The organism is Nostoc sp. KVJ20 (assembly GCF_001712795.1).
Taxonomy (GTDB): domain Bacteria; phylum Cyanobacteriota; class Cyanobacteriia; order Cyanobacteriales; family Nostocaceae; genus Nostoc.
On record NZ_KV757642.1, the window covers coordinates 62,886 to 77,433 of the forward strand.

Annotated in this window: 12 protein-coding genes; 7 read left to right on the top strand and 5 right to left on the bottom strand. The window is 40.2% G+C overall.

Annotated elements, in window-relative coordinates; translation table 11 throughout:
- A partial coding sequence (locus A4S05_RS21325; protein ID WP_069071795.1) for a hypothetical protein occupies nucleotides 1–4,599 on the bottom strand: 4,599 nt, incomplete at its 3' end.
- Between the two features lie 47 nt (nucleotides 4,600–4,646).
- Here A4S05_RS21325 and A4S05_RS21330 point away from each other — a divergent pair.
- On the top strand, nucleotides 4,647–5,177 hold the full coding sequence (locus A4S05_RS21330; RefSeq protein ID WP_069071796.1) for a hypothetical protein: 531 nt from the start codon (nucleotides 4,647–4,649) through the stop codon (nucleotides 5,175–5,177).
- An 80-nt stretch (nucleotides 5,178–5,257) separates the two neighbouring features.
- Here A4S05_RS21330 and A4S05_RS21335 read toward each other — a convergent pair whose 3' ends face one another.
- Entirely contained in the window at nucleotides 5,258–5,620 is a 363-nt protein-coding gene (locus A4S05_RS21335) for a hypothetical protein (RefSeq protein WP_069071797.1), read from the bottom strand.
- 511 nt (nucleotides 5,621–6,131) lie between these two features.
- Here A4S05_RS21335 and A4S05_RS21340 point away from each other — a divergent pair.
- The 3 genes from A4S05_RS21340 to A4S05_RS41815 are packed head-to-tail and all read left to right on the top strand — an operon-like array spanning nucleotide 6,132 to nucleotide 6,748.
- Nucleotides 6,132–6,314, top strand: coding sequence for a hypothetical protein (locus A4S05_RS21340; protein ID WP_141699772.1), 183 nt, complete (start codon nucleotides 6,132–6,134; stop codon nucleotides 6,312–6,314).
- Nucleotides 6,283–6,603, top strand: a complete 321-nt coding sequence (locus A4S05_RS40465) for a hypothetical protein (protein ID WP_141699773.1) — start codon at nucleotides 6,283–6,285, stop codon at nucleotides 6,601–6,603. The genes A4S05_RS21340 and A4S05_RS40465 overlap by 32 nt, the downstream gene beginning before the upstream one ends.
- Nucleotides 6,590–6,748 (top strand): hypothetical protein, encoded by a 159-nt coding sequence (locus A4S05_RS41815; protein WP_176727061.1) that lies wholly within the window; start codon nucleotides 6,590–6,592, stop codon nucleotides 6,746–6,748. The genes A4S05_RS40465 and A4S05_RS41815 overlap by 14 nt, the downstream gene beginning before the upstream one ends.
- Nucleotides 6,749–6,845: 97 nt before the next feature.
- Here the strand turns inward: A4S05_RS41815 and A4S05_RS21350 are convergent, their stop codons facing one another.
- Both A4S05_RS21350 and A4S05_RS21355 read right to left on the bottom strand, forming a co-directional pair.
- Entirely contained in the window at nucleotides 6,846–8,066 is a 1,221-nt protein-coding gene (locus A4S05_RS21350; protein WP_069071800.1) for a ParM/StbA family protein, read from the bottom strand.
- A gap of 16 nt (nucleotides 8,067–8,082) precedes the next feature.
- The gene (locus tag A4S05_RS21355) at nucleotides 8,083–8,529 is read right to left on the bottom strand and encodes a hypothetical protein (RefSeq protein ID WP_069071801.1); all 447 of its coding nucleotides are present in this window, start codon (nucleotides 8,527–8,529) and stop codon (nucleotides 8,083–8,085) included.
- Between the two features lie 498 nt (nucleotides 8,530–9,027).
- Between A4S05_RS21355 and mobV the strand changes: the two genes are divergently transcribed.
- Nucleotides 9,028–10,764: a MobV family relaxase gene (gene mobV / locus A4S05_RS21360; RefSeq protein ID WP_069071802.1), complete on the top strand. Its 1,737-nt coding sequence runs from the start codon at nucleotides 9,028–9,030 to the stop codon at nucleotides 10,762–10,764.
- Nucleotides 10,765–10,779: 15 nt separating this feature from the next.
- Here the strand turns inward: mobV and A4S05_RS21365 are convergent, their stop codons facing one another.
- A complete protein-coding gene (locus tag A4S05_RS21365) occupies nucleotides 10,780–11,451 on the bottom strand; it encodes a hypothetical protein (protein ID WP_084227189.1) in 672 nt (223 codons plus the stop codon).
- 311 nt (nucleotides 11,452–11,762) lie between these two features.
- Between A4S05_RS21365 and A4S05_RS21370 the strand changes: the two genes are divergently transcribed.
- Together A4S05_RS21370 and A4S05_RS21375 are read left to right on the top strand one after the other, a co-directional pair.
- Nucleotides 11,763–13,382: an ATP-binding protein gene (locus A4S05_RS21370; protein ID WP_069071810.1), complete on the top strand. Its 1,620-nt coding sequence runs from the start codon at nucleotides 11,763–11,765 to the stop codon at nucleotides 13,380–13,382.
- A 204-nt stretch (nucleotides 13,383–13,586) separates the two neighbouring features.
- Nucleotides 13,587–14,102 carry a DUF192 domain-containing protein gene (locus A4S05_RS21375; RefSeq protein WP_069071811.1) on the top strand — a complete coding sequence of 172 codons (516 nt, stop codon included), beginning with the start codon at nucleotides 13,587–13,589 and terminating at the stop codon, nucleotides 14,100–14,102.
- Nucleotides 14,103–14,548 lie beyond the last annotated feature (446 nt).

The window sequence follows — 14,548 nt, forward strand, 5'->3', positions numbered from 1 at the left end:
ATTGAAAGCCAAGTCATAAATTTTTCCTAAAACTTGAGTGCCATTTTCATTAGACTTACCCCAAACCATGCCAATCCTTTGAGCAATTTGAGTCAGCCGACTAATGGCTTCAAGCTCAGATGTATCTTTATTCATTACTGTCAAGGCTTGGGCTGATAATTGCTCACCAGATTTAAACCCATAAGCCACTTCTACAATGCGTTTTTTGTAATTTTCTGACTTCCCTAACTTATCGGCGGCATTGTACCAATTTCTCAAGTCATCAATAGTGACTGTTGGGGGCTTCTCTACACCTAAAGGTTCGGTTTTCACGCTATTACTAATGTCTGGTGTAGAAGGAGTGCTGGAGAGTAATGGAGTTATAGATTGGTTAGGTGGGGATTGTGCTGTTTGTTCTGGCGGTTTTAAAAATTGCGGTCGTGTGGCAAGGGAGCTAACGAGTTGCTGATATTCAGTACTTGATTCAATCACGTCCCCAAATTTCTTGGTCATACTCGACAAAGTTTTAGGAAGAATTGAACTATTAACCAAGTTAAATACTGCTAATCCCTTTTTAGTTTCTTTGAGTACATCCTCTGCTGGGACGGGAGCAAAGTCCACATTTTGGTCAGCTAACCACTTGGTTACAGTATCTACTTTGTGGTTGTCTACTACCAGTTGTGTTAAACCCAGCATTTTGTCTTCTGGGGTAGCAAAGAGGAATGTAGGACGTTCTTTAATTTTGTGTAGAATTTTAGCACTACTATCAATCATCTGCTGTTGTTGGCGGTTAATCGATTGAGTCCCAAAAACTTGAAATTCCTTCGTCCACATAGTAGGATATTCAACGCTCGTTGGGTCAATTTTGGCGCACACTAGTGAAAAATTACTTTGAATAATAGCAGGCGCGGATGTAAGTTCACCGCTTTTGAGTAGTCCAAGCTGTTTGAGCGCGTCCTTATCTTTCTTAAAGTGCAGTACTCCCAAGGGTTCACCATTCAAAAACACGGCATCTCTAGTTTTTAAAGGTGGCGTTTCTATAGTCAGTTTTCGGTAATCTTGATCATTAAATGTCTGACCAGAAAAATCATAAAAGTTAATTTTATTAATTTTCAGGAGATTACCATTTGACGACTCGCCCAGCACAAACGCAAGACTACCAGTTTCGGAGATAGAAGTGAGTTTTAATTTCAGGGGATTACCATTTTTTAGGTAATTAACTTGTTTTAACTGTTCGACAGAATCACTGTCTAACTCCCCCAAAGTCAAGGCATCTAATTTAATTTTTACTGTTTTATCAGGAACTGGCACAGTACCAAATTCTAAATTTACGGGTTGGTCGTTAAAAACAATTCCTGGGTAGGAGAAATTTTTAAGTTCGCGGATAGTTATCTCAATGGGTTCATTTCCAGGTAAACCAATAGTGGCCTTAGCAGTAGCAGGTTCCACGCCAACGAAATTAGCTTGCGCCTTTGTGCCAATAGGCAGCATTCCGGTTCTGGGTTCAAGCATGGCGAATTCCTTGTATTCGCCGTCGCCGTCCTGTACAAACAACAGTCTGGAAACATGGCGTTCGTGTCCCGGTGGGTGGTGAGAGGCTCTGATTTCTATCGGGTGCAATTCGAGTGGGTTCCATTTTCTGCCCAAAAATTGATTTGCTTCATTATTTAATGTGACTAACTTTGATTCGCTAAATTGCAGTTCGTTTAAGCGGGAGATAATTTCGTTTGGGAAAGCAGCAAAGGCGAAGTTGGAGACTTTTTTTGCGTAAGCACTTGTGTCGTCGTGCTTACGTGCAACTTCAAGTTCATCTTGGCGGGATGCAGAGATGTTCCAGGCAGCCGCCGCAGCAGCAAGCTTCTCTGACTCTGGTATTGAAGCGTAAAATGCAACAGCCGCATCATTTGCCAAAGCAAAGAGTAATTTAGTTTGACTCCGAGTAAGTTCTGGTTTGAATTCCAGTATCTTAGCTCCCTGTGTGGTCATCCCCGGTTTGAGGTTATGGTCAGTCATAGATTGTTGGCTAACTGTTCCAAGATGACGGTATGCAGGTTTTCCATCTTCCCTAACCTCGTCATTAATTTGTGCGACTGCCAATAATTTATGGGGGCGGTCACTGTTTGTAAATTTAATTTCTTCTAGGCGAATGTTCAACGTCTGGGCTTTCCAGATTTCAGGATGCCCGTAACGAATTAGATTGGTAATTTCCAGCTTCGCCCCTTGTGGAGTTTGCACAATTGCGGATGGCCCTTTCTCGGTTTCACGCCGTTGAGACATCCGAACCGCAGCGTTGAATTTCACATCGAACTCGTACTTCGCGGCGATCGCTGCAAATTTCTGCTGTGGTGTAAATTCTACTCCTTTGAACAAGTCTTTAAACTGAACGATGGGGCGCGATTCTAATTGTGATTGCTGGAAATATTTATTAGTTTGATTAATTAATAATTCTACAGGAGAGTAACCAGTGGGAGTAATGCCAGAGTTTAAATAAACTGAACGTGATTTCTTATCTTTAATATAGTTAACATCACGATATAAGTAGCGGCTGTTTTCCCTGATTTTATCCATCTCAGGTTTTTTAGCACTTTTGAATAAATCAACCGCTATTTGGTTTTGATAACACCCCTCACCAATCATTTCTCGGTACATCAGGCGGTTAACATCCATTGCCTGATGCATAATCTCTGGCGTTTTATTAGGATTCTCTGCTAAAGTTACAACAGATTGCATGAAGGGTTTGTACTCTGCTCTAATTGGTTTGGGCTTCTGGTCATATTCCTGTTCAAATAAACTTTGATAATGACTAGAAACTTGGTCTAAATAATTTGATTTCTGCTCAAAAGTACCGTAAGTTTTTAGTATTTCTATTTCTGATTCTAATGCCTCCAATGCAGTAACTTGATTGTTGATTACTCCCACACTAATACTATCGCTCATGTGGATAGCGATTTTTTCAAATGGGGGCTGGCTTCCATCGGTGGGATCATAGAATGATTGCTTTTTGAGCTTAACTGTCGGAGCATAAGCATTCTGGGGTTGGTTTCTGTACTCGGCTTCGGCTGTTAAATTGGGATACAAGCTGGCTCGTGCCACACCAATGCAGTCACCATCAAAATCTCGTGCTTGGCGTTCTGATTCGGTTTCTGCTGGGTCGATAAAATCAACATCAACCCCTTGTGTTTCTAACTCTGTAATTCTGCCTTGTATGCGCTTGTGGTCTTCGTCATTGACTACAATTATGCCTTCTAAAACCTTCCCATCTGGCCCGATTTGATCTTCAACGTGCTTGTTGGTAGACACACACAATCCATTAGAATTCAGAAAAGGAGAACGGAAGTTAAGAATTTTCTCTTCATTTTTTTCCCATGAAACACAAATTTCACCATTTTTGAGTTCCTTGGAGGGAATAATCATCCCTCGGTCAAAAGTGAGCGTTTTCCCAATAGCAATATCTCGCCACTCACTTTGTACAAACCGACTTAATTCCTGTTTAACCTTCTCTGTTTCTAAAAGCTGTTGATGCCCTAGTAAATCACCTTTAATGAGTTTGTACATAAACAAGTCATCTTTGGCGGGGTCATCATCTAACTCCTGATCTGCATCTAAGTCATCATTTGTCCCTAAGTTTTTAATATCTGTTTCAAGATTTGTAACTTCGCCTGTTTTTAACTTATTTTGGCTCAATGATTCTTTACGTTTTTCGTATCTTTCACAATAGTAAGCAGCAACAAGTCTTGGATCATCTTGAATAGAGGTTAATCTTTGAGCTTGTACCTCTAGTGACTCAATAAAATCTTTAAGCCCGTGAGGGAAAGATGCCAATAGTTGGGAGATAGACATTTGACCTTGTTGAGATTGTCCTTTTTCAGCCAACCAAATATTTTGCTGATATAATCCTGGCTTAATTTGAGGTTTAGTCGCCCCTGCTGGTCTATCCTTATCTGTTCCTTTGAAACTACTTACAGGGAGAATTATATCGATTTTGGGTTTGTTATTTGGATCTGCATATTCTATTTTGTCTAGTTTGTATGGTCGGAGGGTTCCTTTGCCAAAACGATATTTAGTAGTGTCTGCTCCGTCTCCTTCTACCCAACCGAACCGATGCTGGATAACACGGTAGCTTTTATCTGGCTGTGATTCTCTTGAAGTGAGCTTATCATAAAGTTGGGTTGAAATCTGCCCATAACAGTCACCAACTAATTTATATGCTAAATCATTTGATAATATTCCTCCATTTTCACCCCTGTTGTCAGTAGAATCATCTACTACTAGAATATTTAGCCGTTCCGAAATTGCATTTTTACAAGCTCCGAGAAATATTGAACCATAAGCACCTCTGTCTTTACTATCTGGACAAATTTTTTGAATAGTTTCTAAACATTTTTTTTCTCCATAAAGTAAGCGGGTCTTAGAAGAGAGTAATAAAATATGTCCATCTGGATGATTCCTTAAATCTTCGTCTGTACTGTATTCATCTGAATGTCCAAATGAAAACTTTTTATCAGGGAAATATGATTCCAGTAAAGTATTACTGAGCTTTTCGGTTAAAATAGTTTTGCGCTCATCTGTATAAATCCATTGATTGAGCCTGGGATCAAAATGTTTTAGTTCCAGAGTCATTATTTTAATAAATTGATGAAACTTGGTTAATGTTTGGGGAGGTTTTTATGTCAAGAATTAAGCGTTGGATAAACATGAATAAAAAAGAGTTCAATGCAGATGGAAATTTAAAAGATGAAGTAAGACAACAAAAGTTATCTCTTGGCGCACATCCAGAAGCAGTCGATGACTATGCTCGTAGATTAAAAGAAGAATACGACGAGTGGAAGCACCTGGACGAGACTGATCCAGAACCGTGGCTAATCTACACAGCTTACGATTTCTTCACTGAACAAGAAAAAAAGCAATTTAACCCTGATGGTTCTCTCAGACCTGAATATGTAGAGTACGCTCAGAAAATTGGTATCAGTGAAAGTGCCCTTGAACAGCTTGAGTGGCGCAAGAAAGTAGAAGTCGAGAATTATGATGCTGTGTCTGCTGATTACGCAGAACAAGGTATTAACTTTGGTGAGCAGAAAATGAATGCTCGGATTGGCGCTAGCAGAACATACGTCCAACGTCGGCAGCAGATGGAGCAAGACCTGCGTAACTTTGAGCCGGAAGACAGTTTGCCTTTCGACAAAGACACAGCATATTAGGCGGGAGCTATGCAGAGCGAGTGATAATATAAGCTGAAAGCATTATCAAACAACGCTTTCAGCTTATGCGTGAAATCCTTTTAATGAGCTTGAACAGCAGGTGGGTTAGCAGCTGCCGATGGTTTGACAGAGCGAAATGCCCCATTAAAAAAGGCAATCATTCCTAAGATGGCGAAGGCTGTAATGATTACTCTTTGCAATGAATTGAATGCCGAGCGTTCTTTGATTACTTCAGCCCACATCACTTGCAGTTGGTCTTGTGTTGTTTGCTTTGAAGCTAAATAATAGAGAGCTTCAATACAAGGCGATATATCTTCCCCTTGTTGAACTTTCTGATACAACAGATTTTCTAGTCGCTCTTTCTGTTGAGGGATAGTGAATGAGTCTGTTGACTTTTGAGGGTATGTACCGTTGTTGTGGCTTGGTAATTTTAGTTGTTGCATGATTTTTTCATAGTTAAAAAATTGGTGTAAAAGAACAATCTCCTACACCAGATTCTGCAAGTGAAAACGTGAGTTATATGGTTCTTCCAGACAGAGTTTATATTTTCTGTTCTCATAAAATCAATTGGCTAAGGTACGGAAAAAAACAGTACTTCAGTCTATAGAAAATTTAGTCTATTTATGGTAAGGCTTGAACTCAATATCTTGACTTCGAGAGTTAGCTAAATAATCTATTGTAGGTATCAGAGATAGTCATCTATCTCGAAAGAGTATTTACAAACGCTGCGCGAAGAGTTGATGAAAATCTCGCACAGCTAATTATGACTAAGAAAAAGTTTGCAGCCCTCAAGCCATTGAATTGTACATAGGTAATTATCGGTTTGATGCCATCAGAATAGTTGAGACGAAAGAGTACCGCATGTCTCAAAATCAAATTCTTTCAATCATAGGTATAAATCGTAACTGGTTAATCATGTTACCTTTTAAGTCACCTAGACTATATAAAAAGCTTATGCAGCAAGGCTTAAGTCATGTTACACTAGCTGCGGAATATACTGTTAATGGCGTAGGAACTCGTGCTGAAACGATATCAATAAATGATGTTAGAATCATTTGGCGGTATTTCGACACGAAAGGAAACCTACAAGCTCAAAGTTTGATAGATGCACTTGCTTTTATACTCACTCACGAGTAGATTCGAGCAAATCTGGGGTGAACAACGCACAGTTGAACAACGCCGGATAGATGATTGTCGTATTCTGTCTACGCCCTGCCCTTGGACAAAAATGTTTGAAGCTGAGTTTGAAGAGAATTTGGCTCGGATTAGTAAGCTGCATAAGAAGCACATCAAGAATGGCTTGTACTACTGGGAGTTCATTTATAGTTGGATGACACCAGAGGAAAAAGCCAAACTCGACATTGTTAATCCCGTTCTTATAAATGGGCTTTATGAAGTACAAAATTCATCAAATGCTCTCTCATGAAACAAAACAGAGATTATCCCCACACGTCACATCAGTGCTGATTTTGATGAAGTCGGCTAACTCGGTAGCAGAACTGCGACGATTGGTGCAGCGACAATACGGAATAGACCAGCCTAATCTATTTGATGGCTGGGATATAAAATAGTTAGCTTTATCCGAAGCGATCGCTCTTGTGGTACAAAACCATATCAGAGCGATCGCGTATCCGCCATGAATCGTAGGTGATAGCTCCTAACTCCGGGCTAAACTCCAGGATGCATGGTCAAAAAGCCGTTTTTCTCCCAAACTTCTTTGGGTGGTGTGGAATTTCGTAATTGTGGGGATTGATGATAGTCTGGAACCAAATCAGTTTTACGTTCGTAGCCAAAACTTTGGTCTAAAATCTTGATATAGGTAATGTGTGCAGTCCAGACATCAGCAAGCCTGTCGCCCAAACCTTGAGTATCAAGACGTTTAGGCATCTCGACATTGCCATTCCAAACAATGGGTATGCCCTCTTTTTCAAAATGTTGAGTTAATTCCTTATGCACAAACTCAGCAGTCCCGCCGCAAATGATAACTTCATCCAATACGGCAATATTTCTAATCCACCGAATTAAAGCTCGACAGTAATCACCTCTGACATCTAGTAAAACCGAGTTAAACAACTTTAAATCAGATTCAACTCCAGCAGATGTGGCTTTGCGTGATAACGACTGTAATGCATTCAGATTGCCCAAGTTTGCTGACACTAAAGCTTTTGGTATACGTAAATCATCCTTTGATAGCCCAACAGCAGTACGCTCTACAAATTGCTGTACTAGCCAATTCATTCCCAACTCTGTAGATTCAGCTTTTGCGGGATTACCTTTAGCCGAAACAAAAAAACTAGCATTCCGGTAGCCCAACATCAACAAACCAATACTTTTTTGCCCAAACAATGCCCCCAAAGTGCGACTGCGGTAAGCCATAATCCCGCTCCCCTCTGAAGCTACGTAAAAATTATGTAGCTTAAGCTTTAACTTGCCTGTTGGTGTGACAATTCCTTTTCTCAAGGCTGCTGACAGCTTCTTACCCAAATCCTTGCCGTCCGACATTTCTCCTGGCGGTAGCAATAATTGCACGGAAGCGTCAACACCATTACTCAAGCCCAATTGAAGACAAATTTTCCATAATAATCCTGCTATTTTTGGTAAAGCATAGTGATATTTCAGATCCCTGAGTCCTGGTGTGCCAGCAAAAGTATTTTTAGCTAGAGCGCCCAAGACATAATACTCATCACCTATTCCTACCCAAGTACAGTTTCCTGACAAATGAGTAATTGAGTTTTTTCCGACATCTGCAATTTCTGGCTCCATTGCTATTACCATCGGCACACCCGAAGGATATACCTGAACAATTACCTTGCTCTGGCTCCCACCTAAATCAATGGACACAGCTACCCTTGTGTAAACAGGTGCAATCCCTTTTTTCTGCGTATTCATGAATTTTTCTCAATTACTATTCGATATTAAACAGGTTGTTAATCTGCTTTATTTCTTCTGGCAGTTTTAGTTCTGTCAATTCATCAATGTCTTCATCCAAGGTTTGGTCATCGTCATCATCAATGGTGGACATTAGCCTTTCATGCGAAGCACTGTTGTTAACTGAGGAGTTGTCCACAGTCACAGCAGTTTGAACTTGAGATGACAAAAAAACCTCACGAATCAAAGCCGCTTGTGCTTCTAATTTTTTAATTGACCAAATTGCCCTCTGCCTGAGTTCTTCACCATCCACCCCATTAGCAGATATGGCAAAGGGCGACCAATATTCAAGGAGGGTCAACATTACTATTTCAGGCAGGTTCCCTAAACCAAAGGGTCTGGAGTGCAGATAATTAATTATCTGTCCATCAATAGTGCCTAACGTTCGCTTAATTGAAATAATTACTTGTTGGTTCTGTTCCATTTTTTTTCATGCAAAAGTTTCCCTGGGAAGGTGCAACATCGTCACTCACTTTGCTTTCACTTTGCAGAATAAAAATGCAGAATATGATTAAAGTCTAACTGATTTCTTTTCCTTTAGAAACTTAATTTAATCACCACTAATCCCATAGACTTAGCGAATTTTATATGACGAAATTGTATACCAAACTACAATTTCTCCAAGACTGTTATACGACTAGTCTAGGATTGCTATGGGACTGTCGTACAACTGCTTTAGAGAATTGCAAACAGTAATTACTGATTTCTCTAGGACTGCTTTACAACTACTCCAGGACTACTCTAGGACTACTCTAGGGAACCACTGTTTTTTGCTAACAACAATTCTTCGCTTAGAGAATAAAATAACCGTACCCACTACGCTTATCTTGGGTTATTTTGATTTTAGCCATTTGTGTATGGCGTTTGGAGCGAAAAATGGAAAATTTTGGGTCGAAAATAATTTTAACAGGGTTTGTTTAAAATGGCTTATGCGATTGCGCGACTGAAAAAATTAAAGCGGAGTAACATAGCGGGGAGTGCATCTCATGCTAACCGGGAACGAGAAACGCCTAACGCTGATCCAAGAAGAGAAAATATTAGATTCATTGGCAGTAACGAAAGAGAGGAACGACTGGAGGATTTGGTTTTAGCGAAAATTGAGGAGCATGAACAGAAACGGAAGATTCGCACGGATGGTGTGTACTGTGTAGAGTTTTTGTTGTCAGCATCAGCGAGTTATTTTCGTCCAGATTGTCCAAGATTGGCTGGGTATTATGAGCAGGAAAAATTAGACAACTGGTTAGAAGCGACTCACCAGTGGTTAGTAGATGAGTATGGAGAACGGATAGTTAGAGCAGAGTTGCACTTAGATGAAGCGACTCCCCATATTCACGCTTATTTCGTGCCTTTAGATGAGCAGGGGCAACTCCGATGTAATCATTTCTTTGATGGGCGGGAGAAAATTCGCTCGTTTCAAGATTCCTACTATGACACAATGCGGCTAATTGGGTTAGAACGTGGAATCAAGGGGAGTAGGGCGCAACATTACGATATCAAAGACTTTTACCGCATAGTTGAGTCTGGACGGGACTTAGAGGTTGACTCACTCAACTCAGAACAATTAAAAGCCAAAGCTGCCGACCGGGACAGAGCGATACACCGCAAAGAAGAGATAGAAGCCACAGCCAAGGCTCTATCTGTTGAAAATGAACTTTTGCAAAAACGGATTCAGGAATTAGAGAAGCAAAACCAGTTATGGCAACAGCAGACAGAACAACTGCGTGATTTGCCCTTGGACGATGTGGCTTGGGAGTTAGGGTTGCATCATGAGCAGAGCCGATGGCGTGGTGAAAATCACATCATTAATATAGATGAGTCGAAATTCAGCGATCTCGATCCTGGTTCTCCATTGGGTGGGAATGGTGCGATTGATTTAGTCATGCACGTTAACCAATGCGATCTGCGGCAGGCGGTTGTCTGGTTACATGAGCGATTTGGTGAATCGGGGGCTATTGGAGCAGCGATAGCAAAAAGTTATCAAGTGGCTGCTGAGATTATACAGTTAGAACCAAGACCTCAATTCACGCTACCAGTTGAAGATAAAAACAAATGGCTTGCAGTTGAGCATTACCTGACTCAAAAACGAGGAATACCTGAAAAGTTTGTGCAGGTTCTGCATAACAGGGGACTTGTCTACGCTGATGACCAACAAAATGCTGTGTTCGTAATGCGGTCTTTAGAGCATCATGCAAAAGGTGCATTTAAGCGGGGGACACGGGGAGAAAACAATAATTTCTTGGGCTATGAGTTTGGAACTAAGCGCCGTGAGAGTTGGTTTTACTTTCACTTAGGTGAACAGCCAACTTCGCCTGTAGAAAGGTTAGTGCTGTGTAAATCTCCCATTGATACCATGTCTTTTGCCATGCTGGAATATCTTGTCAAGGGTGAGGTACCGCTCAAAAGAACGCTATACATGGCTATAGATCGCCCCAATAGCTTACCTGTTGAGCAATTGCAACATATTCCTAATGTACAAGTAGCATTTGACTCTTCGGAACTTGGGAATGCAAATGCACGGGCTATTAAACAATTGCTGCCACAGGCAAAAAGAAACAGGTCTAAAGCGAGAGATTGGAACCAAGAACTGGTCAATCTCTCGCGGAAATTACAACAGCATAATTCACAACAACGGCATCAGAATCAGGAAATGGAACTTTAAACTGAAAGAGAGTTCCTAATTACCTTTCTTCCACTCATCAAATGATTGACAAGCTTTACCAGTAGGAATTAGCCCGTTTGAGGATACACCAAAATTTGTCAAAGAAGCATTTTCTAGTTGTGCATTTGCGACAGCTTCTCGCAATATATTCTCTTTTTCCTGTTTAGGCACGATTTCTATTTTGGCATTTGTAGGTTGAGGATTACTGTCTTTTTTTAATGAAAATTCTTCCACTTTATAAAACTGCTGTTCTTTAGGACTACCCGATTTCAGACATCCCTTGGATTTAACAAAGAGTCCTGTGTCTTGCTTCCCTCTGAGGAAACTTGGCTTGCTAGCAAACTTAACTTCTCCGACAGGCCCCCAAACAAAAGCCGGATTTAAAAACCCTTTAGTAGGAATATCTCTACTTTCACTGCAACCTTGATTAATATCCTTGTATATACTAATCAAACCATCGCCACAAACTTTCCAATTTACTTTGTACAAATCAGGCGTACTCTCGACAAACTGTTTGAACTTTTGCTCTCGCTCTGCTTCTACTGCTTTTCGAGCATTTGCGGCTTTCTGTTCTGGTGATTGACATGATGACACTCCCATACTTAACAGTAAAGCAAGCACATAAATCTGGTTTTTATTAAGATTAAACATCATAAAAATACCTAGTTTTAAAGAAATTTTCTTCATTATTTTATCAGTTTATTAACGCTAAATATTAATTTTCTAAATATATTTATCTATATATAGATAAATATATTAAAGGGTAAATACGAAAAATATTTAAGATTTAAATATTAATTTTATTTGCTATTTAATGCTAATTTAGCACTTAAGATAAGTAGTTTTCTCACTCAAATAATACCGAGTGAATTCAGAGAAAATGGTATATTGTAGCCAAAAAGCAAGAGGTAAAAGTACTGTATTTTTCAATACTTTTGTCTGTGGAAACAATGTTTTACAACTTTTATTATCAGGATGACCAACAAATAAAAAAACTGATGAATACCGGGCTGATAGAGCAAGTATTTGACCTGATAAAACTAAACAATCCTTTGATTGCGATAGAATCTCCACTGCAAGAAAGGGCAAGACTACTGAAAAGCATTGCTAGGGAATGTCAACAAAAGCACGTTTTATGCTATCTGTGGACACTATCAGACGATCAATTACATCAGTTACAAGTTAATGAGCAGGACTTGATTTTACAACAAGTACTAGAGTATCAGCCGATGACCAAAAATAAACGCGAAGATTACTTTGAGATCCTGCGATTTTGGAAAGCTACTGAAAAAGAAGGCATTTTAATATTAGAGGGGATATTTCCTTGGTTGGGAGACTCAACTACTGACCCGGATTTTTTCTTAACCGCCGAATGGATTAAGTCTGCCCTTATAAATCTGAAACTTGACAACCGGAACTCAAATAGAACAGCTATCCTGTTGGGGCCAAACGCCAGTCTTTCATCTGAAATTACCGCATTTGTGCCGACGATTAGACAAGAACTGCCAACAGTTGAAGAAATCAGCAATTATCTACAAGGGGTATTGCCAAAAAACTATAGTGAAAAGGAAATTCATGAGATGGCCCTTGCTGCTGTGGGGATTTATTTAGCAGATATTGAGTATGGGATTAGTTGGGCTACAGCTTCTTGTACCAAAGCCCAAGAACTGACAAAAAAACTTTCTCTTTACAAAACTGACCTGCTCAGGCGAGTTTACAATATTGAGTTTCTCCAGCCCCCAGCAATTGAAGTTGGCGGACTGGACTTGATGCAGGAATCTTTTAAGACATATAAGCGCTTATTAACGCCGTTAGCTAAAGCATATAATCTTCGGCTACCCAAAGGTATTTTATTGATTGGGCCCCCAGGCACAGGTAAATCTCATTCAGCGAAAGCTTGCTCCCAGCGATTGGGGATTCCGATGATCGTTTTAGAGTGGGGCAGTTTTCGTAGTTACGGCAACATGGCGGAGTACAAGCTAAAAAACTTGCTGGCACTAGTAGACAGGATTAACCGTGTAATTCTATACCTAGACGACTTTGACAAGGGATTTACTCTCAATGATGATTTGTCCCGAAGACTAGCAGGGATGTTGTTAACCTGGATGCAGGAAAGAAAGAGTGATGTATTAATTATTGCTTCTGCCAACAACATTGAATGGCTACCACCAGAACTGACTAGAAGCGGGAGATTTGACGACATTTTTAAGGTGGATTTACCCAATAATGGGGAAAGACACTCGATTTTTAAAATTCATCTCGCTAGATTTGATTATCGGTTCCGTGATAGAGATGGGTTCAGCGATGAAGAATGGCGCAGACTGCTCAAAGCGACCCATCGCTGTGTGGGTGCGGAAATCCAAGCAATTGTGGAAAGGGCGGCTATCTCTACTTTTTGCCTGATGTTCACAGACGATATTCCACCTATTGGTGAACTGCCGCCGCTAGAAATTAGACTTGAAGCATTATTGTCAGCGAGAAATAATATGAATCCTCTGGCAATCCGGGAAGCTGAACGGATTGAGGGTATGCGAAACAAAGCTGATTTACAAGGTTTACCGTCCAGTCCCCTTGACTCAAGTATATATAGTGCCGGCAATGTCAATATTTTTGGATAAGGAATTTTATTGAACCAGAATACATGCGTCAGTCGCCAGAATACAGGAAAGGTATTTTCTGCGACTGGTGGATGAATCCAGAGCGTTTTTGCACCCCCACTAAATCTGCATATTTAGTGGTCAATAAGACAGTGGCGGGTCTAAATCCCCCACTGATTCATTCTGACTTCTGAATTCTTCTTCAATTCTTAGATGTTCTTAATTATGCAGTTAATAAAAATTCCTAACCAAAATGACTTATTTATTGCGGGTTTGAAAGTCTTAAACATCCTTGGGCCAATTGCGGGAATATCAATTATTGCCGCTTCAACAACTATCGCCTACTTGCAAACTCGTCCCCAGCATTTACCTATAATCCAGACCCTTACTTACAACAATCGCACATTCAAGTTGGAAGTAGCTACTACACCTGATGAATTAAAGAAGGGGTTGAAGTTTCGCAATCATTTGCCCGGCGATCGCGGGATGTTGTTTAATTTGGGCAAGGAATACAAAAATGTCCCCTTTTGGATGGAGCAAGTAAAAATCCCCCTAGACATCATTTTCATCAAGGATAGTATGGTGACGACGGTAATTTACAACGCTCCACCTTGTGCAAAAAATCCTTGTCCAATTTACAGGGGTAGTGTTGCTACTCAGGTTTTAGAACTGCCCTCTGGTGCTGTTAAAATTCAAGTCGGCGACAAGCTCAACATCCAGCCATTATCGGTTCCATACTGATGAGAAAACCAACAAAGGGAAAAAAGTCAATAGGCAATCTGGCGCTTATTTCTCTAAATTTCATCAATGAATATAAAATTGTATACCTATATAATTTTAAATACTGATAATAAACAGCTATAACATCTATATAAGCAGTCTACTTGCTAGATTTGCTGTGAAATAGATTGTATTAAATATTCTATGTAGGCAAAGGTACGGTTTTTTTTAGTACTTTGGTTTGTAGGTTTTGTGGGTGAAAACCCGAATAATATGCGTATCGTTTCAGGAGAACGAAATGCATACTTACCACGACGAGACTGAAAGCTTTGTCAATAATGCTGCTGTACTGACTTCAGGAAAAAAGAACAGCAAGATAACAAATAGCACACTAGCGCTAATGGGAGCGACGGGTACGGCAATGATCGTGTCGATGTCAGTCCACAACATCCTCTTAGGTGGATTGA